At 38.8% G+C, this 26,277-nt stretch carries 24 protein-coding genes; 12 read left to right on the top strand and 12 right to left on the bottom strand.

The genetic code is table 11. From position 1 onward, the window contains the following. Positions 1–135: 135 nt before the first annotated feature. From MMY79_RS14780 to betI, 5 genes are all read right to left on the bottom strand, one after another. Entirely contained in the window at positions 136–606 is a 471-nt protein-coding gene (locus tag MMY79_RS14780) for a hypothetical protein (RefSeq protein WP_252609807.1), read from the bottom strand. A 91-nt stretch (positions 607–697) separates the two neighbouring features. Next, positions 698–2,338: a malate dehydrogenase (quinone) gene (mqo, locus tag MMY79_RS14775; RefSeq protein WP_252609806.1), complete on the bottom strand. Its 1,641-nt coding sequence runs from the start codon at positions 2,336–2,338 to the stop codon at positions 698–700. Positions 2,339–2,847: 509 nt separating this feature from the next. Continuing rightward, positions 2,848–4,506 (bottom strand): choline dehydrogenase, encoded by a 1,659-nt coding sequence (gene betA / locus MMY79_RS14770; RefSeq protein WP_252609805.1) that lies wholly within the window; start codon positions 4,504–4,506, stop codon positions 2,848–2,850. Positions 4,507–4,601: 95 nt separating this feature from the next. Continuing rightward, positions 4,602–6,074 carry a betaine-aldehyde dehydrogenase gene (gene betB, locus MMY79_RS14765; protein ID WP_252609800.1) on the bottom strand — a complete coding sequence of 491 codons (1,473 nt, stop codon included), beginning with the start codon at positions 6,072–6,074 and terminating at the stop codon, positions 4,602–4,604. Further along, complete coding sequence (gene betI / locus MMY79_RS14760; RefSeq protein ID WP_003653164.1) at positions 6,067–6,690, bottom strand: transcriptional regulator BetI; 624 nt, start codon at positions 6,688–6,690, stop codon at positions 6,067–6,069. Before betI ends, betB begins: the two co-directional genes overlap by 8 nt. Positions 6,691–6,956: 266 nt before the next feature. Between betI and MMY79_RS14755 the strand changes: the two genes are divergently transcribed. The 4 genes from MMY79_RS14755 (at position 6,957) to MMY79_RS14740 (ending at position 12,160) form a co-directional block, all read left to right on the top strand. Beyond that, positions 6,957–8,579 (top strand): BCCT family transporter, encoded by a 1,623-nt coding sequence (locus MMY79_RS14755; RefSeq protein WP_252609798.1) that lies wholly within the window; start codon positions 6,957–6,959, stop codon positions 8,577–8,579. A gap of 120 nt (positions 8,580–8,699) precedes the next feature. Further along, complete coding sequence (locus MMY79_RS14750; RefSeq protein ID WP_252609796.1) at positions 8,700–10,766, top strand: choline transporter; 2,067 nt, start codon at positions 8,700–8,702, stop codon at positions 10,764–10,766. Between the two features lie 11 nt (positions 10,767–10,777). After that, positions 10,778–11,392 carry a MarC family protein gene (locus tag MMY79_RS14745; protein ID WP_252609794.1) on the top strand — a complete coding sequence of 205 codons (615 nt, stop codon included), beginning with the start codon at positions 10,778–10,780 and terminating at the stop codon, positions 11,390–11,392. 252 nt (positions 11,393–11,644) lie between these two features. Then, positions 11,645–12,160: an acyl-CoA thioesterase gene (locus tag MMY79_RS14740; protein ID WP_252609792.1), complete on the top strand. Its 516-nt coding sequence runs from the start codon at positions 11,645–11,647 to the stop codon at positions 12,158–12,160. A 115-nt stretch (positions 12,161–12,275) separates the two neighbouring features. Here MMY79_RS14740 and MMY79_RS14735 read toward each other — a convergent pair whose 3' ends face one another. Beyond that, a complete protein-coding gene (locus MMY79_RS14735; protein WP_016138977.1) occupies positions 12,276–12,476 on the bottom strand; it encodes a hypothetical protein in 201 nt (66 codons plus the stop codon). 501 nt (positions 12,477–12,977) lie between these two features. Between MMY79_RS14735 and MMY79_RS14730 the strand changes: the two genes are divergently transcribed. Beyond that, entirely contained in the window at positions 12,978–13,976 is a 999-nt protein-coding gene (locus MMY79_RS14730) for a GTP-binding protein (RefSeq protein ID WP_252609790.1), read from the top strand. Positions 13,977–14,019: 43 nt separating this feature from the next. On the opposite strand, the gene dctA is transcribed toward MMY79_RS14730, so the two are convergent. Beyond that, complete coding sequence (dctA, locus tag MMY79_RS14725; protein WP_252609785.1) at positions 14,020–15,282, bottom strand: C4-dicarboxylate transporter DctA; 1,263 nt, start codon at positions 15,280–15,282, stop codon at positions 14,020–14,022. A gap of 189 nt (positions 15,283–15,471) precedes the next feature. On the opposite strand from dctA, the gene MMY79_RS14720 reads away from it, so the two are divergent. The 5 genes from MMY79_RS14720 to pgaD all read left to right on the top strand — a co-directional run bounded on the left by MMY79_RS14720 (position 15,472) and on the right by pgaD (position 20,446). Then, positions 15,472–16,002, top strand: a complete 531-nt coding sequence (locus MMY79_RS14720) for a YaeQ family protein (RefSeq protein WP_252609784.1) — start codon at positions 15,472–15,474, stop codon at positions 16,000–16,002. Between the two features lie 87 nt (positions 16,003–16,089). After that, complete coding sequence (locus MMY79_RS14715) at positions 16,090–16,428, top strand: FKBP-type peptidyl-prolyl cis-trans isomerase (protein ID WP_002117532.1); 339 nt, start codon at positions 16,090–16,092, stop codon at positions 16,426–16,428. 244 nt (positions 16,429–16,672) lie between these two features. After that, entirely contained in the window at positions 16,673–18,667 is a 1,995-nt protein-coding gene (gene pgaB / locus MMY79_RS14710; protein WP_252609783.1) for a poly-beta-1,6-N-acetyl-D-glucosamine N-deacetylase PgaB, read from the top strand. Positions 18,668–18,680: 13 nt separating this feature from the next. Then, on the top strand, positions 18,681–19,937 hold the full coding sequence (pgaC, locus tag MMY79_RS14705; RefSeq protein WP_252609782.1) for a poly-beta-1,6-N-acetyl-D-glucosamine synthase: 1,257 nt from the start codon (positions 18,681–18,683) through the stop codon (positions 19,935–19,937). Between the two features lie 89 nt (positions 19,938–20,026). Next, positions 20,027–20,446 carry a poly-beta-1,6-N-acetyl-D-glucosamine biosynthesis protein PgaD gene (pgaD, locus tag MMY79_RS14700; protein WP_252609781.1) on the top strand — a complete coding sequence of 140 codons (420 nt, stop codon included), beginning with the start codon at positions 20,027–20,029 and terminating at the stop codon, positions 20,444–20,446. A 46-nt stretch (positions 20,447–20,492) separates the two neighbouring features. Here pgaD and MMY79_RS14695 read toward each other — a convergent pair whose 3' ends face one another. From MMY79_RS14695 to MMY79_RS14680, 4 genes are all read right to left on the bottom strand, one after another. Then, positions 20,493–21,053 (bottom strand): TetR/AcrR family transcriptional regulator, encoded by a 561-nt coding sequence (locus MMY79_RS14695; RefSeq protein ID WP_252609779.1) that lies wholly within the window; start codon positions 21,051–21,053, stop codon positions 20,493–20,495. Between the two features lie 28 nt (positions 21,054–21,081). Then, positions 21,082–21,960, bottom strand: a complete 879-nt coding sequence (locus MMY79_RS14690) for an alpha/beta fold hydrolase (protein ID WP_252609777.1) — start codon at positions 21,958–21,960, stop codon at positions 21,082–21,084. Between the two features lie 35 nt (positions 21,961–21,995). Further along, a complete protein-coding gene (locus MMY79_RS14685; RefSeq protein ID WP_252609775.1) occupies positions 21,996–22,784 on the bottom strand; it encodes a crotonase/enoyl-CoA hydratase family protein in 789 nt (262 codons plus the stop codon). Between the two features lie 194 nt (positions 22,785–22,978). Continuing rightward, positions 22,979–23,923, bottom strand: a complete 945-nt coding sequence (locus MMY79_RS14680) for a DMT family transporter (RefSeq protein WP_252609773.1) — start codon at positions 23,921–23,923, stop codon at positions 22,979–22,981. Between the two features lie 408 nt (positions 23,924–24,331). On the opposite strand from MMY79_RS14680, the gene pnuC reads away from it, so the two are divergent. Both pnuC and MMY79_RS14670 read left to right on the top strand, forming a co-directional pair. Beyond that, the gene (gene pnuC, locus MMY79_RS14675) at positions 24,332–24,913 is read left to right on the top strand and encodes a nicotinamide riboside transporter PnuC (protein WP_107881090.1); all 582 of its coding nucleotides are present in this window, start codon (positions 24,332–24,334) and stop codon (positions 24,911–24,913) included. A 14-nt stretch (positions 24,914–24,927) separates the two neighbouring features. Beyond that, positions 24,928–25,227, top strand: a complete 300-nt coding sequence (locus tag MMY79_RS14670) for a hypothetical protein (RefSeq protein ID WP_252609771.1) — start codon at positions 24,928–24,930, stop codon at positions 25,225–25,227. A 46-nt stretch (positions 25,228–25,273) separates the two neighbouring features. Here MMY79_RS14670 and MMY79_RS14665 read toward each other — a convergent pair whose 3' ends face one another. Next, complete coding sequence (locus MMY79_RS14665) at positions 25,274–26,086, bottom strand: IclR family transcriptional regulator (protein WP_252609769.1); 813 nt, start codon at positions 26,084–26,086, stop codon at positions 25,274–25,276. Positions 26,087–26,277: the final 191 nt, after the last annotated feature.

The raw sequence follows: 26,277 nt of genomic DNA, 5'->3' as shown, positions 1-26,277 counted from the left end.
ATATTTCTAAATAAATTAGATTGTTATGAATATTTTTTCTTAAAAGGATTTCTGTAGATGATGTTCAGTTTTACTGATGAACTTCATGTGAAAAAGAGTGTGTATTTATTTGGAAATATAGAATAAAAAATGATCTTATAACGCGCCAAATTGTTGCCAGCTTTCACCTGTGTGCTGGGTTTGATAATAGGCTTGAAGTTGCTCAAGCTGGGTAAAGTGTATGCCTGACCAAATCAATAAACTGATGAATATTAAAATTTTATATACGTTGCGAGTTTTATCTGGTGGCGTGAATGCTAATAGAATAAAAAACAGCGCAGGTAAAAATATCAAGGATTGAATAGGAGAGAAAAATAAATGGGCGGCACTGAAATATAACGCAGCTGCACTCATGAGCACATTTAAAACAGAACATAGTTTTTGATATTTGCCGAGCTTAAATGCATAAGCAGTTATAGTAAGTAACATCGCGGAGCTGATATAAATTGCTGTACCACCAATCATCCACATATAAAATCCGCTTAACAACAGATAAGCCAGTAGCAAAACAAGCACGAGCTTAAAACAAAATGATAAGAGGTGAGGTGTTGATTTTAAAGGCGTCATAGCGAATCTAAGTATCTCAAGTGAGGGCTTAAAAAACAAAAGGACGAATCGAAATTCATCCTTTTGATATTTTACTTATACATCGTCAAACTTAGTTTGCTTTTGCAACTGGGGCAGCAGCAGTTTCATCGTTTGCAGCTTTGAACGGAGATGTGTAGTTCAAGCCAAGCGTAGAACTTGTGTATTGACGAACTTTGTCAAGTAATACAGGGTCTTTGCTCAAGTCTTGTTTATAAGACACTACAATTTCATGAAGCTTCTGATTCCACTTACCTTCAGTTTGTTGAGGGAAAGCTTTTTCAAGCAAGTTAAGCATGATGTATGGAGAAGTCGAAGCACCCGGAGACGCACCTAACAATGCAGTTACAGCACCATCTTTTGACGCAAAGATTTCTGTACCGAATTGAAGCGTTGCTGGTTTACCTGGTTCTTTTTTGATGATCTGAACACGTTGACCACCTTGGCTTAAACGCCAGTCTTCAGCTTTCGCATCTGGGTAGTATTTACGAAGTTCATTTAGACGGTCTTGGTCTGACATCATTACTTGGCTTACCAAGTATTTAACAAGATCAAGGTTTTCCAGACCAACAGTGGTCATTGGTAAAACGTTGTTTTTGTTGGTTGATGCAAGTAAATCAAGCTGAGAACCATTTTTCAGGAACTTGTTTGAATACGTTGCAAATGGTCCAAACAATACATATTTTTTACCGTCGATATAACGTGTATCAATATGTGGTACAGACATTGGAGGAGCACCGAGTTCAGCACGGCCATAAACTTTCGCTGTGTGCTCTGCTGTAATTGCTGGGTTATCAGTAATTAAGAACTCGCCACCTACAGGGAAGCCAGCATATTGTTTAGCTTCTGGTAAACCAGTAAGTTGCAATAATTTAACTGCTGCACCACCTGCACCGATAAATACAAAACGTGTTTTAACGTGATCTACTTTACCAGTTTTCAAATTTTTGAAAGACACAGTCCAAGTTTTGTCATCATTTTGGCTGATGCCAGTTACTTCGGTTGAAGTCTGTAATTTGAAATTCGGGTTTTGGTCTAAACGATTCACTAATTGTTTAGTGATAGAACCATAGTTTACGTCAGAGCCAACATCCATACGGGTTGCTGCAACTTTTTGACTAGGGTCACGATCGTTCATTACTAAAGGCGCCCATTGTTTAATCACAGCTGGGTCTTCAGTAAATTTCATGCCTTTGAACAGCGGGCTTTGAATCATGGCAGCATAACGTTTTTCTAAGAATTGAACGTTATCGCCCCAAACGAAAGCAATGTGCGGAACTGGATTAATGAATGATTTAGGTTCAGCTAAAACGCCTTGTTTTACCTGATATGACCAAAACTGTTTCGCTACTTCAAATTGAGAAGCAACTTTTTCAGCTTTGACAATTTCCATCTTACCGTTTTTTTCTTCGGTATAGTTCATTTCCATAAAGCCAGAGTGGCCTGTTCCGGCATTGTTAAAACCGTTTGAACTTTCTTGAGCAACTTGGTCAAGACGTTCATACATACGAATTTGCCAGTTTGGTTCAAGCTCGGTGAAATAAGTACCAAGAGTGGCACTCATGATGCCGCCGCCAACAAGGACAGCATCAACAACTGGTTCATCTTTTGCAGTTTCGACTTGTTTTGACGCAGTTGGTCTAAACAAGAAAACAATACCTGCAATTAGAATAAGAATGATTAATACCAGAAGGTATTTCAAAAACTTTTTCATGTAAGGGGGACCTTAAAATAAGTTATTTGAGTCACTTAAGGAGTGAGGAAACCTAGACAGCGTATCCAGACAAAATGGATATAAATGCGAAACTGAATTCTCAAAATTAGAGAACTTCGAAAAAAATAAAAATTACTTGGGATTATCGCAAACACTCTATATTTTAGACTAATTTTGCATTGACAAGACAATTTTTATAATAAATGGGGTTCATCAAAATCATAAATATGATTTATATTTGATCAAAATGAGCTTTAATAAGATAATTTTCAATCATTATTTGAAATTAAGTATTTGAAATATATTTAATAATTTTTATTTGGTTAAAGTTAAATCATTTGAAGAATATAGATATATAAACATAGATGATTTTTGTTGCATGTGATATTGATGTAAATAAGCTCTTTGCAAGCGCTTATTTTCTGTCATACATAGTTCTTATTAATATTTAGACGATAAAGATTAAATTAAGGGCATATCTCTGTATAAGAAATATGCCCTTTAAAACTTTATGAAGCTACATAGAATGGTGCAGTTGAACGTGGTAGTGCTTCACGCCCACGAATCTGGTCTGCAATTTTCTCGGCAATCATAATGGTGGTTGCATTTAAGTTACCAGTAATAATGAGTGGCATAATTGAGGCATCAACTACACGTAAACCATTCATTCCATGTACGCGGCCTTGACCGTCAACTACAGCCATCTCGTCTTCACCCATCTTACAACTACAAGACGGATGGTAAGCGGTTTCAGCATGGTTACGAACAAAATCATCAAGCTCTGCATCGGTTTGCAAATGTTTACCCGGACTAATTTCTTCACCGCGATATGGATCAAGTGCAGGTTGCTGCATGATTTCTCGGGTAATACGAATTGCATCACGGAACTCACGCCAGTCTTGCTCACTCGACATGTAGTTAAACAAGATGCTTGGATGCTCAAACGGATCTTTTGATTTAAGTCTAATACGACCACGTGAAGGGGAACGCATTGAACCTACGTGTGCCTGAAAACCATGTTCTTTCACTGCATTACTACCATTGTAGTTAATGGCAACTGGCAAGAAATGGTACTGAATGTTTGGCCATTTGAATTCATCTGAACTACGGATAAATCCGCCCGCTTCAAACTGGTTGCTTGCACCAATACCTGTACCGTTAAACAACCACTCGGCACCAATAGCAGGTTGGTTATACCATTTCAAGGCAGGGTATAAAGAAACGGGTTGCTTACATTTATATTGCAAGTACATTTCTAAGTGGTCTTGCAGGTTTTCACCTACACCCGGTAAATCATGAACGATATCAATGTCCATTGATTTTAAGAAAGTGCTTTCACCAACACCCGAGCGCTGTAAAATCTGAGGTGAAGCAATTGCACCTGCACACAGCAACACTTCACGTTTAGCTAAGGCACGTTGTAAGTTGTTTTTATCAGCACCAATAATATATTCGACACCAATCGCTTGTTTTTGATTAAACAAGATTTTATTGGTCGTAGCGTGAGTCAAAATAGTCAGGTTTGGACGACCTTTTGCCATATCCAAATATCCACGCGCAGTGCTTGAGCGGCGACCTTTTGGGGTAACCGTGCGATCCATTGGACCAAAACCTTCTTGCTGGTAACCATTTAAGTCATCAGTACGTGGGTAACCTGCTTGTACACCAGCTTCAACCATGGCATGGAACAAGACATTGTTACCATTTTTAGGTGTAGCAACGGACACAGGACCATTGCCGCCATGGTAGTCATTTTCACCAATGTCACGCGTTTCGGCTTTTTTATAGTAAGGCAAACAGTCGGCATAAGACCAGTTTTCAAGGCCTTTATGAGTTGCCCATTGCTCTAGATCCATTGCGTTACCACGGATATAGCACATGCCATTAATTAAAGATGAGCCACCCAAACCTTTACCACGACCACATTCCATACGGCGGTTATTCATGTGCGGTTCTGGGTCGGTTAAATAAGCCCAGTTGTAGCGACGACCTTGAAGAGGGTAGGCCAAAGCTGCTGGCATTTGTGTACGGAAATCCAAGCGATAATCTGGGCCGCCTGCTTCTAGCAGTAAAACGGTGGTATCTTTGTCTTCAGTTAGACGCGCAGCAAGTACATTTCCGGCAGATCCTGCGCCAATAATAATGTAATCATATTCTTTAATATTCATAACTATCCTTTTTTTACTAACAGTTTGCCTGAGCAATCTATAAAGACTGCTCGGCATATGTGATTTAGGTTGACGTGTTTAGAGCAATTGAGGCATTAAAAAATGCTTTGATAATCGCCAAGTTCAACTTGAATAGATTTGATACGGGTATAGTGCCCAAGTGTGGTTAAGCCATTTTCACGGCCCACGCCAGATTGTTTGTAGCCACCGACTGGCATCTCGGCAGGTGATTCGCCCCACGTGTTAATCCAGCAAATACCAGCTTCAATTTGGTGAATAATGCGATGAGCGCGGCTAATGTCTTGAGTAACAACGCCAGCAGCTAAACCAAAGGTGGTATCGTTAGCACGTTGAATCACTTCTTCTTCGGTTTCATAGCTTAAAATGCTCATGACTGGTCCAAAAATTTCTTCTTGAACAATGGCCATCTGGTCGGTGCAGTCGCTAAATACAGTTGGTAGTACATAAGCGCCCTTGGCAAGTTCACCTTCTGTTGCGCGGCCACCACCAATTAACACTTTAGCGCCTTGTTGTTTGCCTGACTCAATGAAAGACAACACTTTTTCCATATGAGGGAAGCTGGTGAGTGGACCAAAGTTTGTGTCTTCAGCCATCGGGTCGCCAATGCGAATACGTTTTACACGCTCTACAACTGCTTTTTCAAAGTCAGCTAAAAGTGATTTTGGAATGAATACACGTGTACCGTTGGTACATACCTGACCTGAGCTAAAGAAGTTCGCCATGACTGCAATATCTGCGGCACGGTTCAGGTCGGCATCTTCACAAATAATCAGTGGTGATTTACCACCAAGTTCCATGGTCACTTCTTTAAGTGTAGAGCCAGCAGCGCTTGCCATAACTTTTTTGCCAGTTTCCACACCACCAGTGAATGAGATTTTTTCAATCACAGGATGTTCAGTGAGCCACTGACCAATTTCACGACCAGCACCTTGCACCACGTTAAATACGCCGTCTGGAACGCCTGCTTCTGTATAGATTTCTGCAAGTTTAAATGCAGTAAGTGGAGTGGTTTCACTTGGTTTGAAAATCATGGCGTTACCAGCAGCAAGGGCAGGGGCAGATTTCCATAGAGCAATTTGGATTGGATAGTTCCAAGCGCCAATACCAGCAACTACGCCTAAAGGTTCACGGCGTGTATAAAAGAAACTTGATTCGCGAAGCGGAACTTGTTCACCTTGAATGGCGGTTGCAAGTCCTGCGTAATATTCGAGTACATCTGCACCAGTCACAATGTCGACTGTAGATGTTTCACTAAAAGCTTTACCTGTATCGAGTGTTTCAAGACGGGCAAGCTCATCATTACGTTCACGAAGAATGTCGACAGCACGACGCAAAATACGTGAACGCTCCATGGCAGTCATGGCAGCCCAGATTTTTTGTCCTTGTTGGGCACTTTGTACAGCAGCTTCAATATCTTGTTCAGAAGCCTGTTGAAGAGTCGCGATTGTCTCGCCGTTAGCAGGGTTAATACTATTAAATGTTTTTCCACTGGTTGCGTTAACGTAGCGTCCATGGATATACAGTTGATGAACTTGTGCATCACTCATTTTGTCTCTCCTGCAAAGGCTTGTTCGCAAATTGAACTTGCGTTTGTACATAATCGTAAGCAATGGAACGGGCAAGATTGCTGTCAAATTCGTTATGACGGCTTAAACTGCCTCGTAACCATAATCCATCAATCAATGCTGCCAACCCTCTAGCGGCAACACTGGCCTGTTGTTCATTCATTAACTTGAGGAAATAAAACTTCAAGTTAGAGTACAGGCGTTGATCATTAATCTTTTGCAAGCGGCTTAAGTCTGGTACATGCATACTTGCTGACCAAAAGTCTAACCAGACCCGCATTGCTTTTTCATTAACCTGACTAATGTCAAAGTTCGAGTCGATAATGGCCTTAATCTGGCTCTCTGGATGTGAATCTGCTTCTGCTCTGTACTGTTCAGTTTTATGACGCAGAACATTCAGCATTTCTTGCATACAGGTATTTATCAACCCTTGTTTGTCGCCAAAATAATGGCTGACAATGCCGGTCGACAACTCGGCTTTTTTTGCAATTTGTGCAATGGTGGTATTGGATAACCCCACTTCATAAATTACGTCGAGTGCAGCGTTCATAATTTCTTCACGTCGCACGTGCTCTGGTTTTACTCTGCGTTTTGTCATGTTTTTCCACATCAGCACTTTTAGCGGTGCTTTAAATTCAGCATGTTAACTTGCAGAGCATCATAGCACTTTTTTTATCATACTTGTTATTGATTGAACGTTCAATCAATAACAAGTATGATATGTAAAAATCAATGAATTTTTGAAGATTAGCTCTAGAAATAAAGAGCTAAAATCAAAGATTCTTAAGAATAGGATGATGCGCATAAGTACATTACTTATCACGTTATTTTGAGAAAAATACACCGATTGCAAGGAGCAATAAGATGGTGTTGAAAAGTGATAAAGATTCTTCAGACCATATTCGGTTAAATCGTTTTGTCTTTTGGAGTTCAGCCATCAGTATTGGCATTTTCGGCCTACTTTTTGTGTTGTTTCCAGAACAGAGTCAGTTTTGGTTGACCTATGTACAAGAGCAGGTAAATCACTTTTTTGGGTGGTATTACATGCTGGTTATTGTGCTGTGCTTGGGCTTTGTCGCGTGGCTCGCTTTTTCAAAAGTAGGGCAGATTCCACTAGGAAAAGACGACGACAAACCTGAGTTTAGTTATCTGGCTTGGACTTCCATGCTGTTCTCGGCAGGGATTGGTATTGCCTTACTTTATTATGGTGTCGCCGAACCTGTTGACCATTTCTTAAGACCACCAGAAGGTGAGTCAGGAACTATTCAGGCAGCCCGTAATGCGATGACTTATAGCTTTTTGCATTGGGGCATTCATGGCTGGGTACTCTATGCATTGCTCGGAGTCACTTTAGGTTATTTTTCTTTCAGACAAAACTTACCACTAGCTTTGCGTTCGGCGCTTTACCCAATTTTTGGAGAACGAGTTCACGGGTTAATTGGTGATTTCGTCGATGGCTTTGGAATTTTAGCGACGGTTATTTCCTTGGTCACCAACTTGGGAATCGGAGCATTGGTGCTGGTATCAGGCATTTGTTATTTACTTCCGCAAATTCCTAATAACTCAGTGACCTTAATTGCCGCTGTTCTCATCATGATGAGTGTTGCCACGATCACAACAGTGGTTGGCATTGAAAAAGGTTTGGCATGGTTATCGCGTATTAATTTACGTCTGCTGTATGCCTTGCTTTTATTTGTATTTCTAACAGGTCCTACAAACCATTTATTAAATGGTCTTGTGCAGAACATGGGAGATTATCTAAGTAATTTTGTTGGTAAAAGCTTTGATATGTATTTATACAATCAAAAAGCCAGTGGCTGGCTAGGTTCGTGGACCGTATTTTATTGGGCTTGGTGGATTGCTTGGGCGCCTTTTGTCGGCATGTTTATTGCGCGCATTTCAAAAGGACGTACGATTCGTGAGGTTGTATTAGGTGTATGCCTGATTCCACTAGGTTTTACACTGGCTTGGATCTCGGTTTTTGGAAATACTGCCATTTACTTTATCTTGAACCAGAAACAGAAAGTTTTGGGCGATATGGTTTTAACTGATCCGGCATTGTCTTTATTTAAGTTACTCGAATATCTGCCGTTTAATCCTTATGTTGCTGGCATTGTTGTTGTAATTTGTTTCGTTTTATTTTTGACACCAGTTGGCTCTGGTACACTAATGATCGCTAATTTGTCCTCAAAAGGGGGCACCAATGATAGTGATTCACCGATCTGGTTACGCGTTTTTTGGTCTGTGGTAATTACCATTGTAAGTATTGGCTTGCTTTTAGCCGGTAGTTTTAACTCCATGCAAAGTGCTGTGGTGTTATGTGGTTTACCATTTTCAGTCATTATTTTGCTTTATATGTTTGGCTTAGCCAAAGCGTTAAAGCAAGATGATTTTGACCCTCAATTAGTGAAAAAACAGTTAGCTGTTTCAAAAGACATTTCGGTTCCGTCGAATTGTGACCAGAATAAAGTGACTGAGGTTTTATAACCTTAACCGATCACATCTATATATTATTTTTGCGTTTAAAGTCGTCTTTTCATTGTTTTAAATAAGAGTGAAAAGACGAAATTAAATATTTTGTTTTTATTTCTATTCCTTGAGGATTGTATGGCAACAGATAATCCAAGAGCAGTTGATGATTTAACATTATCTAAATCTAAAAAAGACCCGCTCAACCGTGTGGTTTTTTATTTTTCAGCTGTACTTATTTTAATTTTTTCTCTCGTCACGTTTTTGTTCAATGATTTTGCAAATAGAGTCATGAACACCGTACTTCAATGGGTAACTTCAACCTTTGGTTGGTATTATCTACTTGCCGCAACGTTATATATGGTTTTCGTGATTTTTATTGCCTGTTCAAGATACGGCAGTATTAAATTAGGGCCTAAGCATTCAAAACCTGAGTTTAGTTTACTCAGTTGGTCTGCAATGCTGTTTTCGGCTGGTATCGGTATCGATCTGATGTTCTTTTCGGTTGCTGAACCATTATCTCATTATATGCAACCTCCAGTCGGAGCTGGTCAGACCTATGAAGCAGCACGCCAGAGTATGGTTTGGACTTTATTCCACTATGGCTTAACCGGTTGGTGTATGTATGCCTTGATTGGTATGTCATTGGGATACTTTAGTTATCGTTATAATTTGCCACTCACCATTCGTTCTGCACTTTACCCAATTTTCGGGAACAGAATTAATGGGGCAATTGGACATAGTGTTGATACGGCTGCCGTCATTGGGACAATTTTTGGTATTGCGACGACCTGCGGGATTGGAGTGGTACAGCTGAATTATGGCCTACATGTGCTATTGGGATTACCAGAAAATATCTGGATGCAATTTATCCTGATTGCTGTCGCAGTCGGTATTAGTGTTATTTCGGTGACATCTGGGGTCAATAAAGGCCTACGGATTTTATCTGAAATCAATATTTATGTTTCGGTCGGGTTGTTGCTGTTTATTTTATTCTTAGGAAATACTGAGTTTTTACTCAATGCCCTTGTTCAAAATATTGGTGACTATTTAACTCGTTTCCCTGCTTTAGCATTACAAAGTTTTGCTTTTGAACAACCTAAAGAATGGATGAGTAGTTGGACTTTCTTCTTCTGGGCGTGGTGGATTGCTTGGTCTCCATTTGTAGGACTCTTTCTGGCACGTATTTCAAGAGGGCGTACCATTCGTGAGTTTGTGTGCGGTACCTTAATTATTCCACTTCTATTTACACTCACTTGGTTATCCATTTTTGGTAATAGTGCATTGCACAGCGTTATTTTTGAAGGTAACCAAACTTTAGCGGCTACGGTTTTGGCAAATCCAGCCCATGGTTTTTATGACCTGTTAGCACAATATCCGGGCTTTACCTTTATCGCTTCAATTGCCACCGTAACAGGGCTTTTGTTTTATGTGACTTCTGCCGATTCGGGAGCGCTGGTTTTAGGTAACTTCACGACTAAACTTACTAATATCGATAATGATGCTCCTCGTTGGTTAAGCGTATTTTGGGCCGTGGCGATTGGTTTATTAACGCTCGCCATGCTCATGAGCAACGGAATTACCGCTTTGCAAAACGCGACCATTATTATGGGACTACCTTTTAGTTTCGTGATGTTCCTTGTGATGGCCGGGCTTTATAAATCGCTAAGGCTTGAGGATTACCGACAGGCCAGTCGAAGTATGAATGCAGCTCCAGTAGTAGGGAACGTTGATATTCTGAATTGGAAGCAGCGTTTAACTCGAGTCATGCATCATCCGGGAACCACTGAAACCCAACGCATGTTAGATACAGTTTGTCTACCGGCTGTTCAGGCCGTTGCTGGTGAGCTTATTAAGCAGGGTATGAATGTGGATGTGCAGCAAACACCTCTTGAAGATGAAGAAACGCTTTACCATCTGGATTTCACTATTCATTTGGAAGAAGAACAAAACTTTGTTTATCAGATTTGGCCTGTACGTTATAGCGCGCCTAACTTTAGCCAGCGTGTGAAACGGGGTAAACAGTTCTATTACCGACTTGAAACCTATCTTTATGATGGTTCTCAAGATAATGACTTAGTTGGTTACGGTAAAGAACAGGTTATTAATGACATTTTAGATAAATATGAAAGACATATGACGTTCTTACATATTAATCGTATTAGCCCAGGGAATCGTCCGTTGTTCCCAGATCCACAAGCTTAAGAGGACAATGCATGGCTTCTCCTTATCTACATTCTTTTGCTTTATTTTTCTCTTTGCTCAACCCATTTCTAATGAGCATTTATATGATTGGCCTGATCCGCCATTCAGAAACAAAAGTGTTTAATAAAGCACTGATTCAGGGAAGCTTGATTGCTTTTGTCGTGTTCATGCTATTTGCATGGGGCGGCGAAGCAATTTTTAGTAAATATCTGAATGTACGTTTTGAAGCCTTCCAGATTTTTGGAGGCCTTATCTTTTTGGTTATTGGCTATCGCTATGTTTTTCAGGGAGCCGATACGATTGGTGAAATGCGTGGAGCGCCAGAACATCTGGCTGGCACCATCGCTATGCCATTTATGATTGGTCCGGGAACTATTAGTGCTGCTGTGGTTACAGGAATTGAAATGTCAATTGGTGAGGCAGCGTTAGTGATTGGCTTCACGCTGTTTTTAACCTGTAGTATTTTGATCTTGATGAAATTTTCACATGACCATTTACGCTATAAGCATGCTAAACATATTGACCGTTATTTTGATATTGTCGGGCGTTTATCTGCTTTATTAATTGGAACGATCGCCATTGATATGATTATTAATGGTGTGACAGGCGTTATTACTAAAGTATAGCGAGTGACTTATAAAATCCAGCTATGCCATTAAGTGTGGAATAAAATGGCATAGCATCTTCTAAAAAGCTCTAAGATAAATAAAATAGCTTTAAAAAATAACTTTAAAAATAATGTCTTAAAAAGTTAGATTTTAAAAAACAATCAAAGATATTAAAAAATACAATGCTATGTTGTGGATTTAATCATGTTTTTTTTGTGAATTATCAACCATAATATTGTCTGAGCTTGTTTTAAGACACAGAGTTGAGCTATGCCTACATTAGATGAAATAACCACAGCAACTGATGATCAGTCTGAATTGACGATGTCAGTTTTGATGACGCCTGATATGGCAAATTTTTCAGGTAATGTTCATGGTGGTACGATTCTAAAACTACTAGACCAAGTCGCTTACGCTTGCGCAAGTCGTTATTCGGGTGGCTACGTGGTGACTTTATCTGTAGATAAGGTAAATTTTAAAGAACCTATTTATGTAGGTGAGCTGGTAACCTTCTTGGCAAGTGTTAACCATGTAGGCCGTACTTCAATGGAAGTAGGAATACGTGTTGAAGCCCAAAATATCCAGAAGCGTTCAGTGCGTCATACCAATAGCTGTTATTTCACTATGGTTGCTGTTGATGAGCAGAGCAAGCCATGTGAAGTGCCTCAATTAAATCTAAATACTGAGTGGAAACGTTGCCGCTTTGAAGCAGCCGAGCACCGTAAGGGTTTACGCCTACAGGAAAATCACAACCCATCTTGCAGTATGTATAAAAAATCTTCTTAAAAAAAAGGATCGAACCGCAGCATGGTTCGATCCTTTTTCTTCTTTACTAAAATTCAGCGTCCATATTTCATTTCAGTAAAATTATCTCTGAGCTTGGAGGAGAGTGCTGAGAGAATTAACGAGTTGCAGGAGCAGCTTCAGAAGCAGAACCTACAGCATCAGATGCAGCATTTGCAGTGTTTGCTTGTTCTTGAGTTGAAACAACAACTTTTTCTTCACCAGCAGTGCTATGCGCTTGTTCATGTTTAGAAGCAGCAAAAGTTGAAGCAGCAGTTAAAGCTAAAGTAGTTGCAAGTAGAGTCTTAGCTAATTTCATTTTATGGCATCCTTAAATTCATTAAAAAAAATAAATCAAACCTAATCGTTCATACCTACATGAAACGTGCATGGCTGAATGACTAAGCTAGGACACATGCTAAGCCGAGGTTTGGATTACATCAATTAACTTAACAATCTATTACGCCTATCTTAACAATATGAAATATACGGGCCGTTTATGTGCGGAATCTGTAAAGTTAAAGGGCTTAATTACACCTTAAAATGTGTAAAAATATTTCTTATCGAATGAAAAAAAACCAATCATGTTACGTAAAGCGAACACTCTGGCATGAATTGTGAATACGTATAAATAGAATATTCCGTTTGAAATATAAATATTAAAAGTTAAATTAGATAATTGGTGAGATTTATGTCACATATTTCGTGTTTTGGCCCGATAATTGAAAAGTATATCTTCAAAGTGAAAAATCATTTTCATGGTACTTAAACAGTGATATACCTTTCTTAGTTTTTTAAACCTTGTTGATTTGAGCTGCTTGTGAAATTTATTGCCCAGAAAACTGTTCCTACCCATATTATTTCAGGTTTTTTAGGGGCAGGAAAAACCACATTATTACAGCATTTATTAAGTCAGAAACCTAAAGATGAAGTTTGGGCTGTATTAATGAATGAGTTTGGGCAAATTGGAGTAGACCAACAACTTCTACCTCAAGATGAAGGATATGCCGTCAAAGAATTATTAGGTGGTTGCTTGTGTTGTAGCAGTCAATTGCCTATGCATATTGCTTTAGCTCGTCTATTGAGTGAACAAAAGCCAGACCGACTCTTTATTGAACCGACTGGACTTGGGCATCCTTCTCAATTATTTGACCAACTGACTGAACTGCATTGGCAAAGTAGTTTAGCCATGCGAGCATTAATTACTGTTGTTGATGGTAGCCGTTTGCACGATATAAACTGGGTTAAACAAAACCTTTATGAAGATCAGTTAAAAGCTGCCCAGATTGTGGTGGTGTCACATACGGATGTGATGACTTTTGAAGATGATCAGGCACTTGAGTTATTAAAAGAAGAATACCAGCCTTATCAACAAGAATGGATTAAAACTGAAAATGGTCAGTTAGCGTTAAATAACATCGATGTGGCTGCTCGTTTAACTGAGCGATCGATACAGCCTTTACTTAAACTTCAAAAACAAATGACTGAAACCGAGGTTAAGAAGGAAATTCAGCAATTACCTTATCATTATGTCGAGTCGGCACAGGGTTATATTGTGGCAGGTTGGAAATTACCTAAGCGCTGGAAATTCGATTTTTATAATTTGCTAGATTTATTATGCGCGCAGCAAGACTGGCTTCGAATTAAGGGAATTTTTAATACAGATCAAGGTTGGAAAGTTTTTAACTTTAATCCTGATCAGTTTAACTATAAGTCTGGTGAAGAGGGCATTGATAACCGCATTGAAATTATTAGTGAACATAATCACGATTGGTTGGCTTTTGAAACGGCATTACTTGCTTGTCAGCTTAAAGAATAGAGAACATTAAACGAAAAACGATTTAATGTTCTCTAACGCAGATTTAAGGTTTTGTATCTAACACTGCTTTGGCTTGAGCATGGTCAATATCTTTTTCCCAGTGAGCAATGACTACAGCCGCAACACAGTTACCGATGAGGTTAGTGCAGGCACGAATAATTCCAATAAACCAATCTACAGACAATAGAAGTACTAAGCCAATAGCAGGGAGGCTTGGAATAACTGAAAGTGTTGCTGCAAGAATAACTAAGGCTGAGCCGGGAATACCGTGTGCGCCTTTAGAGGTGATGAGTGAAACCAGCAAAATAGCCAGCAAGTCATGTGTAGATAGATCAATATTGCAGGCTTGCGCAATAAAGATCACCCCTAAAGTTAAGTAAATTGAAAACCCATCTAAGTTAAAAGAATAACCCGTAGGAATGACCAGACCTACCGTTGAATCCTTGATTCCCAGATTTCTGAGTTTTTTCATAATTTGGGGTAAAACAGAGTCAGAAGATGCTGTACCCAAAACAATCGCTAACTCATCTTTAAAATAAGCCACAAATTTGAAGATGTTGAGACCGGCAAGTTTTAAAATTGAACCTAAGACAACAACAACAAATAAAATGCAGGTCGCATAAAACAGTAGAACCAAATAGCCCAATTGTAGAAGTGAATCTAAACCAAATTTGGCGGTGGTATAGGCTACTGATCCGAACACACCAATAGGTGCTAAACGAATAATCAGGCCCATAATTTTAAAGAAGACTTCAGAAAAAGCTTCAAGGGCCTGACGTACTAGCTCTGCCAAATGTTTAGGAATTAAAAGTAGGGATACACCAAATAAAATAGCGATTAATAAAACTTGTAAAATATCGCCGTTTGCAAAAGCAGCCGTAAATGTTTTCGGAATAATATTGAGTAGAAATTCCGAACCAGTGTTCATTTCATGGGCGCGTTCGGTATAGGTGCTTAAATCTTTTGCATCTAAATGGCTGATATCGATATTCATGCCGACACCCGGTTTAAATACATAGGCAATGATAATGCCTAAAACTAAAGCAATACTGGTGACTACTTCAAAATAGAGAATGGTTTTTGCACCGACTTTGCCCATTTTTTTGATGTCATTTGCACCATAAATACCGAGCACAACTACACAAAAAACAATGGGTGCAATCAGCATTTTAATTAAAGAAATAAAACCATCACCCAAAGGCTTTAAAGATAGAGAGAAATCATGAAAACCAGCCCCAACTGCAACTCCAAGAAAGAGAGCACAAAGAACCTGTAAAAATAAACTACGTTTAAGCTTTTGCCACATAAGTCATCAATTTAAGCAAGAGGAGAATATTTCTCTTTCAAGCAAAAAACCGGCCAACTCTAAAATCAGCAGAGCGTTTTGGAAGAATATGCAAATTTCATGTCGGGATGTTTTGCATTGCTCAGTTTTTTTATAAATTTTTATCTAAAATCGAGTATCCTTAGCGCCAAATTTTGGAACATATTAATCATGGCGCTTAAAGCAACAATTTATAAGGCAGACTTGAATATTGCCAATATGGACGACCATATTTATGGTGATTATCAACTGACGCTTGCCTTGCATCCTTCGGAAACTTTAGAACGTTTAATGGTTCGTTTAATGGCCTTTGCTCGTTTCGCAAGTGATGAGCTTGAGTTTACAAAAGATCTTTTTGAAACTGACGAACCAGCGTTATGGCAAAAAGATTTAACAGGTCAGTTAGAAGCATGGATTGAAGTGGGTCTGCCGTCTGAAGATAAAGTCAAAAAAGCCAGTTCGCGCTGTAAAAAAGTTGCGGTTGTTGTTTATGGCACACAAGTCGAAGAATGGTGGAAGCGAAACAGTAAGATTAAAACGTTAAGTAACGTTCAGGTTTGGCAGATTGCCCCTCAAAGCACAGCTGAGCTAGAACAACTCTGTGAACGCACCATGCAACTACAATTAAATGTGATGGACAACGAGTGGACGCTTTTAGGTGAAAAGGGTCAGGCCAATGTTGTTTGGACACAGTTACAGTAACATAGAAAAGCGCAACAAATTCTACAGATTGAGTTGGTACACTAAGTACTAATTACGATTTTAGAAATTCAGTTTAAGGGTTAAACCATGTCAAATGAATTAGAAATTATCGATTTAAAAGTAGGTGAAGGCAAAGAAGCGGTTAAAGGCGCTTTGATTACAACTCACTATACAGGTTGGTTAGAAGACGGCACTAAATTCGACTCTTCAATTGACCGTGGTAATTATTTTGAATGTGTGATTGGAACAGGCCGTGTGATTAAAGGTTGGGACCAAGGCATTATGGGAATGAAAGTTGGCGGCAAGCGTAAATTAATCGTGCCTGCTCATTTAGCTTATGGTGAGCGTAAAATGGGTAAGATTATTCCAGCTAATTCTAATTTAATTTTTGAAATTGAATTATTCGATGTGAAAACTCGTGACTAGTGAAAAATTGAAAGCCCTTTAGGGGGCTTTCTTGTTTATATGAGCTTTAAATATAAATACATTATTAATTTATATTTTAGCTTTTTGAATATTTAAGATTATTTTCAGATTATTTGATTATAAATGCTGACTGAAAAACTGTTCATTTGTGAGCAGTGTGATATTAAGACCAACTTTCAAAAAGTTCGTGCCCTAACATCAAATTTCACATAAGTAATCTATATTGTTATTGAGACGCTATTTCATGATTATCCGCTTTGCATCTCCTTTGTTGAACATATCACTTGGCTTGGCCTTGGCAGGTTTGTCAGGCATGGCATTAGCCAAACCACCTAAACTGGACGCTTCAACACTCACGGTGATTGGTTATCATGAAATTACCGATACTAAAAATGCGTTAATTCCTCAATATGCGGTGACGACTCAACAATTTACACAGCACGTTGAGTGGCTGCAAAAGAATGGGTTCCATTTTATTACGGTTGATCAGTTGATCCGTGCTCATCAGGGCAAATTTCAACTGCCTACAAAACCGGTTTTATTAACTGTAGATGACGGTTATCAGTCTTTTTATCAAAATGCTTATCCAGTTATTAAAGCTAAAAAGATTCCGGTTGTTTTGGCTGTAGTGGGTTCATGGTTAGAACCAAAAGCTGGTCAAAAAGTTGATTTTTCGGGTGAAGAAATTCCACGTGATAAAATCTTAAGCTGGAATGAACTTAAAGAGATGCAAGATAGTGGCTTTGTAGAAATCGCCAATCATAGCTATCACTTACACCGTGGTATTACAGGGAATCCGCAAGGCAACTCTGAACCTGCCGCAACGACTCGTTTTTATGATGTTAAAACTCAAACTTATGAAAACGATAAACAATATCAGGCACGAATCTATGACGACCTGAAAAAGAACAATGACTTATTAAAAGCGCATGGCTTACGTTCGCCGCGTATTATGGTGTGGCCATATGGTCGTTATAATATGCAAACTGTCCAAATTGCAAAAAAATTAGGCATGCCTGTGACCATTACACTTGATGATGGGGCAGACCATGCAAAACAATCTCTACAAAATATGAGCCGTATTTTGGTAGAGGGCGGAATGACAACTGATGATTTGGCTCAAGAAATTAAAAACCGTGAATTAAATTTAACGGATAATAATCGTCCGCAAAAAATCATGCATGTCGATTTGGACTATATTTATGATCCAGACCCGAAACAACAAGAGCGTAATCTAGGTCACTTGTTAGATCGAATTAATGGTATGGGTGTAAATACAGTTTATTTACAGGCATTTTCAGATCCAGATGCAAATGGTTCTGCTGATATGGTCTATTTCCCAAACCGCCATATTCCAATGCGTGCAGACTTGTTTAACCGTGTTGCATGGCAAATTCAAACCCGTACTTCTGTAAGCCGTATTTATGCATGGATGCCGTTATTGGCGTGGGAACTACCAAAAACCGACCCTGTTTCTAAGGACTTGGTCGTGACTCAGCAGGAAAAAACGGGTGAACACCTTAATATGGGTTATATCCGTTTAAGTCCATTTTCAAAAGATGCACGCCAAACTATTCGTGAAATTTATCAGGATTTGGCTAAGTCAACGCCGTTTAACGGACTTTTATTCCATGACGATGTAACTTTATCTGATTATGAAGATGCAAGTCCTGATGCTTTAAAAGCTTATGCGAAACAAGGGTTGCCAACAGATTTAGCAAAAATTCGTGAAAATGATCAAGACTTACAGAAATGGACTGCATATAAGACAAAATATTTAGATGATTTTGCAATGCAACTCGTTGATGACGTGCGACAATATGAACCGTTCTTGGTCACTGCACGTAACTTATATGCGCAAGTGGCTTTAAAACCATATGCAGAAAACTGGTATTCACAATCGCTTGAAGAGTCATTAAAGCGTTATGATTTTACAGCTATTATGGCAATGCCTTATATGGAGCAGGTCGAGAATTCAGATCAGTTCTATAAAGACATGATTGATCGCGTGAAACAATATCCTAATGGCATCAAGAAAACCGTTTTTGAATTACAGGCAACCGACTGGCGTAAAAATGAAAAGGTACCTTCAACTGAAATGGCAGCAACAATTCATTCACTGTATCAGCAAGGTGTAATGCATGTCGGATATTACCCTGATGACCCAATCAAAGATCACCCGGATGTTGACGTAATGCATAAAGCATTTGCCGAAAAATCATCTCGTCTTGTGCCGTAGTCGAGGCTGAAACATGACAATCTTTGCTGCAATATGGTCGCATGCCTTAAAATTCGTTTTTTATTATCCATTATTCATGTCGTATTTATGGATGATTGGTGCGATCATTTTCTATTGGAAAGAACGTCAGGCTCCGCCTTACGATCAACCAGCCCCTTTAGAAAGTTATCCCAAAGTCGCTGTATTAGTTCCTTGTTTTAATGAAGGGGATAATGCAGAGGAAACCATTAGCCATGCTTTAAAACTGGACTATCCTCATTTTGAAGTCATTGCGATTAATGATGGCAGCTCAGATAATACAGGTGAAGTACTTGATCGTTTAGCAGAACAACATGAAAAACTACGTGTTGTTCATTTGGCGCAAAATCAAGGTAAAGCCATGGGATTGCAAGCCGGGAGCTTAATGACCGATGCCGAATTCTTAATTGGTATTGATGGTGATGCTTTACTTGATCCACATGCAGCAAAGTGGATGATTCGTCATTTCCTTGAAAATCCAACAGTTGCAGCCGTTACTGGAAACCCACGTATTCGTACTCGTTCAACTTTATTGGGGCGTATTCAGGTCGGTGAGTTTTCTTCGATTGTGGGCATGATTAAACGTGCACAGCGTACTTTTGGTCGCTTGTTTACCGTATCTGGTGTAATTACGGCTTTTCGTAAAAGCGCCGTTCACCAAGTCGATTATTGGTCACCCAATATGTTGACTGAAGATATCGATATTACGTGGAAGTTACAGCGTGCAGGTTGGGATATCGAGTTTGAACCAAATGCCTTGGTTTGGATTTTAATGCCTGAAACCCTAAATGGGTTGTGGAAACAACGTTTACGTTGGGCAATGGGTGGCGCACAAGTATTAATTAAAAATATTGATGTGTTCACTAAACCAAAATTGAATTTTTTATGGCCTTTAATGTTTGAGCTTTGCTTAACTTTAGTTTGGTCATATTTAATGCTGGCAATGGCTTTGTTGTGGTTGGTACATTTTATTTTCCCAGTCCCTGCATTAGCAGTTGTGAGTTCCCCATTTTTACCTTATGGTACCGGTATTTTATTGGGGGCAACCTGTCTAATTCAGTTTGCTTTAAGCAAATGGATGGATAGTCGTTATGAACCGCATCTAGGAAAAAACTATTTCTGGATGATCTGGTATCCATTGGTCTTTTGGCTAAGCACTATTTCAGCAACCATTGTGGCATTTCCAAAAGTCTTACGACGTGGAGATGAGAAACGAGCACGTTGGGTGAGCCCAGATCGGGGCATTCGTTAGAATGAAATGCAAGAGTCATGAGATTTTAAAGATCGTGCTGTATTGATGTCTGGGGAAAAACCACAGCACTTCGTTAGGTAAAGAGAGAAATGAAGACAAATTCGTTGATTATTGATTTACGCCGCCAGTTACCATGGCATAAACGCTATGCTTCTACAACAAGCACAGCCATGATGTGGGCGGTTTGGTTGTTGTTGTGGCGTCCATTTGTATTTATCTGGGTATTGGCTGAGTTACAAAAAACTCATTTGGTACACCGTTTATTTAGTGCCTTTGGTGTGGGTATTGAACATGGTCTTACAGCATTAATTGCTTGTGCAATTTGCTTATTGTTATGGAGTCATTTGCTACCAGAGCGTCGTGTCGGTGGCAGTGCACTTAAAGCAAAACAGACTGATGATTATGCGCGCTATTTTGATTTACCTGAACATCAAATTGAGCAGGGGCGTAGCCAAAAAATTACAGTCGTTCACCACGATGAATTAGGTAAAATCGTGAGAGTTGAATAACGATTACCCTTAAAAAATAAAACCCACTTAAAGTGGGCTTTATTTTTTAAGAATGAAGAAATCCAAGGATACGTTGCTTGACTTGATCTATGTAAAATTCATCATGAGTGACACGGTACATTAAGATCGCACCTTCATAATCAGCAATACTTTGTTTTGCTAAAATCTCAGCTTGATCTTGAGCAATACAACAAGCAAAAATAGACTGGATCGCAAGTTGCCAGTCCTGAAAAATATTACGTATTTTGGCTAAAATTTCAGGCGAGCCATATGCTACTTCCATTGAAATTACACCAATTAGACAACCATTCACCCCTTGGGTAAAAAATTGAACAGCACGTTTATGCATTTGCTCGAAACGTTCAATGGCTGAGTGTTCTGAATTTATAGCAGTTCCAAATAAAGAATGGATTAAATATTGATGAGTGCTATTTAACACCTCAAGTAAAAGTGCTTCTTTATTTGGATAATAGTAATAAAAAGAAGCTTTGGTGAGGCCGCAAGCCTTTGCCAGCATGTCCATGCTCGTTCCTGTATATCCATAAGTTTTGAACTGCAAAGCACAGTGCTTAAGCAGGTCTTCTTTGGTTAGTTTTTGCGGTCTCATTTCACATCATCCAAAACATAAAGCAGGTTTATAAAAAACCATCAAAAGTGGTGCGGATTTTACTCCAGATCTGTTCAGCATCTTTTTTAAAGTAGCCCATGTGGCCAATGGATTTCATAGCAACATCTTGAGGTTGAAGACTGACGTATGAGATTTGAGCTTGTCGATAATGTTGCATAAATGCGTGGCAAGAAGCGGGTAAAGCCCAATCATCATCTAGAGCAGAGACCGCATAAATTGGAACTTTGACAGAGGCATATTGTTCAATTAAGTGTTGCTGTTCTGGGTCTGCAAAAAAATATTTAGGGTTTTTACACCATTTACGCCACTGTTTATAAACATTGAGGGGTAAATCAGAACCCATATTAAATTTGCTCCAAGGCAAATAACCTGTCACGGCAACGATAGGTGGAAACACGATATTCCAGACCACTTGCACTTTAAAACGTTCTTTAAGTGGCATGTAGCCATGCCAACCAGCACCTGTACCAAATGTATAGCACGCCAATAATTTATCATGATTAGGTAGCAAACCTAGTGCATGGCCACCATAGGAATGACCAACCATCAAAAGAGGTAATGGTTCTTTTGATAAATATTCAATTGAACCTGCTAAGTCATATTGCCCCCAATCTAAATAAGACATATCAAATCCTTTCAAAGATTTTGGACTCGATTTTCCAACGCCTCGATAGTCAAAGGTGAATATTTGATAGCCAAATTGCGTCATATATTCAGCGAAGCGGCGGTAAAACTCATGGGGTACACCTGTCGCACCAGCAACGACAATATTTGCTTTAGCTGGTGTCGTTGTAAAGTAACGTGTGCCCTTGAGTTGATAGCCATCTAAAGCTGGAAATTGTATAGTCTGGCTAAGCTGTTCATTTATTTGAGTTGCTGATTGCATTGCTTTTCTCTTTATTTTTCTAGCGTGGTGAAGTTTTATTTACCTTTAAAAACAGGTGGTCTTTTTTGCAACATGGCAAAAACACCTTCTTGAACATCTTCTGTGCTTAGCAAAGGTTGAAGATGGCCCTGTAATTGGCTAAATGCAGTTTCATAACCTTCATTCATAGCTTCACGTGCAGAAGCGAGAGTGGCTTTTACAGCAAGTGGTGCAGCTTGAGCGATATGTTCAGCCAGTTCTATTGCACGGTTGATTTGAGTACCTTCTGGGCATATCTCTGTAATCAGGTTCATATCAAAAGCTGCTTTGGCATCGAAGCTGTCACCTGTTAACAAATAGCGCATGGCTTTGGCCCAACCCGCGGCTTGAGTAAATCGTGCTGTAGCTCCACCAAAAGGTAAGATGCCGCGTTGAACTTCCATCTGTGCAAATTGAGTATTTTCACTTGCTAAAGCAATATCTGCATTCAGAAATAGTTCGATACCAGCGGTATAGCAATAACCCTGAACCGCTACAATCAAAGGTTTACTCAGTTTTCTTCCAACTGTACCCCAAGGGTTAACTTCTTCATCACTAAAATCGAAAACACCAGTAGCGAGCTTGGGTTGTAACTCAACTAGATCTAATCCAGCCGTAAAATGTTCGCCATGAGCAAAGATAATTGCACAGCGAAGAGCATCATTATTTTCATATTCGGTAAGTGCCAGTGATAAATCTTTAATCAGGTGGCTATCAAAGGCATTACGTTTTGCTGCCCGATCTAGACCAATTAAAAAAATATGTCCGCGGATTTCACGGCTGACTTTTCCTTCTTGATTTGACATTTTTCCGATGTCCTTTGTTTATTTTTAATAAGTTTTTAAACGATCGTTTAAAAATTGTCAAATACAATTTGTTGACTAGTCCGTAAACAAAAATAAAAGGAGGATTAAAATAAAACTAAGTTTTATTCTTAAGATCAATGTAAAGATGAGGGGGGAGAATAACCTGATGAGTGTTCTCAATCAGGTTATAAATATTATGTTGGACGGCGTGAATACATCAATAGCCCTATGCATAACAGGGTTAAACCTAAAATAAGATGTGAGCTGAGCTGTTCATGGTTAAACCATGTTCCCCAAAATGTAGCTAAGACTGGGGTGATAATGGTAATAAGTAGCACAGTCGTCGGTTGTAGTATCTTGATGAGTTGATAATAAAAAATCATGGCAAGTACAGATGAAAAAACCGCGCTGTAGAGTACTGCTAGCGAAATTTTCAGGCTTGGAAATTCAGTGGGAAGATGCGACCAAAAGAAAGGTAACAAACATATATAACCGACCCATGAGACAAGGGTAGCGCCTGTCATTTGTGTAATGGGTGGAATATGCGCTCCAACAGATTTCACGGCAAACGTCGACAAGACATAAAACAGCATAGCGATCAGTTCTAATACAATACCAATGCGGTTGAGCTGCAAACCTGATGAAGACAGTCCTAAAGTAAAACTCATTCCGACAAGAGCAATACCGAGTCCAAGCCATTGCCATACTGAAAAACGTTCACGTCCTAATAAAAAGGAGCTAATCAGTCCAGATAGCAACGGAGAGGTGCCGTAAATAATTGAAATAATGGCAGAGGGGACTTTATCTGCACCCATGTAGCAAAAGGCCATTGAACCAAATAAGCCAATAGCTCCTGCACAGTAACTTAAAACAGCTTTTTTAGTAAAGATGAGCTTTAAACGGAAAAACCTTAGACATAGTAAAGCAATTGGAATCGCCAAACTGAATCGAATAAATAATCCCCATGACCAGTGAATTTCTTGTACTGTCCAGACGGCCGCGAGTGGAGTAAGCGACCAAATAATGACGACAGCAACAAATTGGCCGGCTGTAGCAAGGCGAGTCGGAGATGAAGATAATGCTACAGCCGGCTGAATCTGCGGGGTGGCTATACTCTGTTGTTCAAATAATGGCTTCATATAAAGCTCCAGAAATTTTGTACTTTGGTGTTTTAAAAGGGCATAAAAAAAGCCGCGTTTTATGGCGGCTTGTGATGAAAATCAGGGGATATATTACAAATTAAATATCTCGACTTTCATATCCAAAGCGCCAAATTGTCCAAAATTAGGACGTCGCCAATTGACCACATAGAACTTAATCTCTGGGGCGTATGATTGACGCGCTAGACAACATTGGGCTTTAGATAAAAACATGATAAGTATATTAAAAATACAGATGTTATTTTTATAGCATAGAAATAGGAAAGTACAAATTATATTCAAGTATGAAACATAGATTTTTTGATTATATTAAATTAGTAGTTTGCTTAACTTCATATTTTTCTCATAATATTCCCGTCAAATTGATCTCAATAAGCAGCTGTTTTTATGTCACCTCTAGAAATCTTTGCAGTCTTAATTAGTCTCATTGGAGTCGGATTAACCGTCATCCGTAATATGTGGTGTTGGCTGTTTAATTTCTTTGCCTTTGTTTTATATGCCTATTTGTTTTACGAATTTAAGCTATATGGCGAAACAATTTTGCAGTTCTTTTTTATGGTCGTAAATTTTTATGGCTTTTACTATTGGTTCAAAGGAAAACAGCAAGATCACGACATTCGAATTGAACCCATTGCAGTTCAAACCGCAATCATCCAAATGATTATTGCTGCGGTAGGTGGTTTACTGTTTGGTTTAGTTCTTAAAAACTTTACCGATGCAGCAGTGCCGATGCTTGACTCACAGCTTGCAGCATTTAGTTTGCTCGCAACTTATTGGACCAGTCGTAAGCATATTGCAACATGGGTACTTTGGGTGTTCGTTGATATTATTTATGTGGGCATGTTTATCTATAAAGATTTATTTTTAACAGCTGCTTTGTATGCAGCATTTGTTTTGATGGCGGCTTATGGTTGGTATCAATGGGAAAAAGTTAAAAAGAAACAGCTTTTAGCCTCAAACCAGCTTTAATTTAGAGAGTGATCATGCTGTTAAGCTTAGATGTTTATAAACAACAACAGTTTGATCTAATCGCTGCAAAAATAATGGCAGAGCCAAAACAGTATTGTGAATTTAGTTCAGTGTCAGATTTTTATAATGCTGCATGGCTCAAAGATTTCCCACAAGGTAGCCAGATTTCTGCCACTGGTTTAGATGACGGTGCTGAAGAGTTTTATGCGGTTGTTCAATTTAAACAGCAGTATTTAAAATTTGATATTAAAGAAAGCTTTTCGGCACTGATTTTTCAAGATATGAATGGAAAAGTATTGAAGTGTAATTTTTAATTTAAGAAATAAAACCACAAAAAAAGCGACTTAACGTCGCTTTTTTTTAATAAATAAATTTTGAAATTTTATTTGCTGTTTCAATAACGAGGCTTGCGATATCCTCTTTAAATGTTCTTTCATCGTAAGTTGTAATTGGGCAACTCACTGAAATAACAGCCACCATTTTACCATTGGACTGTTTAAAAATAGGTGCCGCACAGGCTGCCATATCATGATTGTAATGACCCCAGCTCACCATGGTTTTTTGGGTTTTTACATACACTAATCTTTGTAATAAGTTTTTTAAATTGGTTGGAGTCAGTTCAGAAAAACTATCCCAATCATCAAAGTTACGGTAACGCTGACGTACTTCAGTTTCAGGTAAATCGGACAATAACATTTGACCAATGACAGTTGCATGGGCAGGCCAGCGAGTTCCTAAGCTAATGTTGCTTGTGAAGGTTCCCATCGACTGAATGTTATTTACAAAAACAATGTGCGTGCCTTCTAAAATAGAAAGGTGTACGGCAAGTTTAGTTTGGTCACGTAGTTCTTTCATTAATGGTGTCGATAAATCGAGTAATGAAAGTTTAGATAAACTATTAAAACCAAGTTCCATGACTTTTGAATCGAGTGCATAAGTTTTTTGAGATGCTTTTCTTAAATAGCCACAAGATTCGAGTGTATAGATCAGACGAAATGCACTAGAACGGTTCACTTCTAAAATTTCAGCAATTTCTGTAATGGTCATTTCTTGCGCTTGTTGGTTAAATGCTTGCAAGATAGCTAAACCCCGTACAAGTCCGGGTACTAAATATCGATCATCATTTTTTGTTGTTTCCGATTCTTGCGAATCTTCTTCAATTGCTATGCTCATTCGTTCATTTTCCTATAAATAAAACATGATTCAATTTGGGGCATGCTGCTTTATTTTATAACTATTGTAATTGTTAAAAATGCATAAAACAATTTTTATATTTAAAACTTTGTTTCTTGTTTGAAACGTAACAAAATATTTAAAATTAATCAAATCTATGAATTTTATATTTATTTTTACTTTGACAAAAA

Origin of the sequence: Acinetobacter sp. XS-4 (genome assembly GCF_023920705.1) — a bacterium.
Lineage (GTDB): Bacteria > Pseudomonadota > Gammaproteobacteria > Pseudomonadales > Moraxellaceae > Acinetobacter.
Note: the sequence above shows the minus strand (reverse complement) of the source record. Positions and strands in the feature narration are given on the sequence as shown.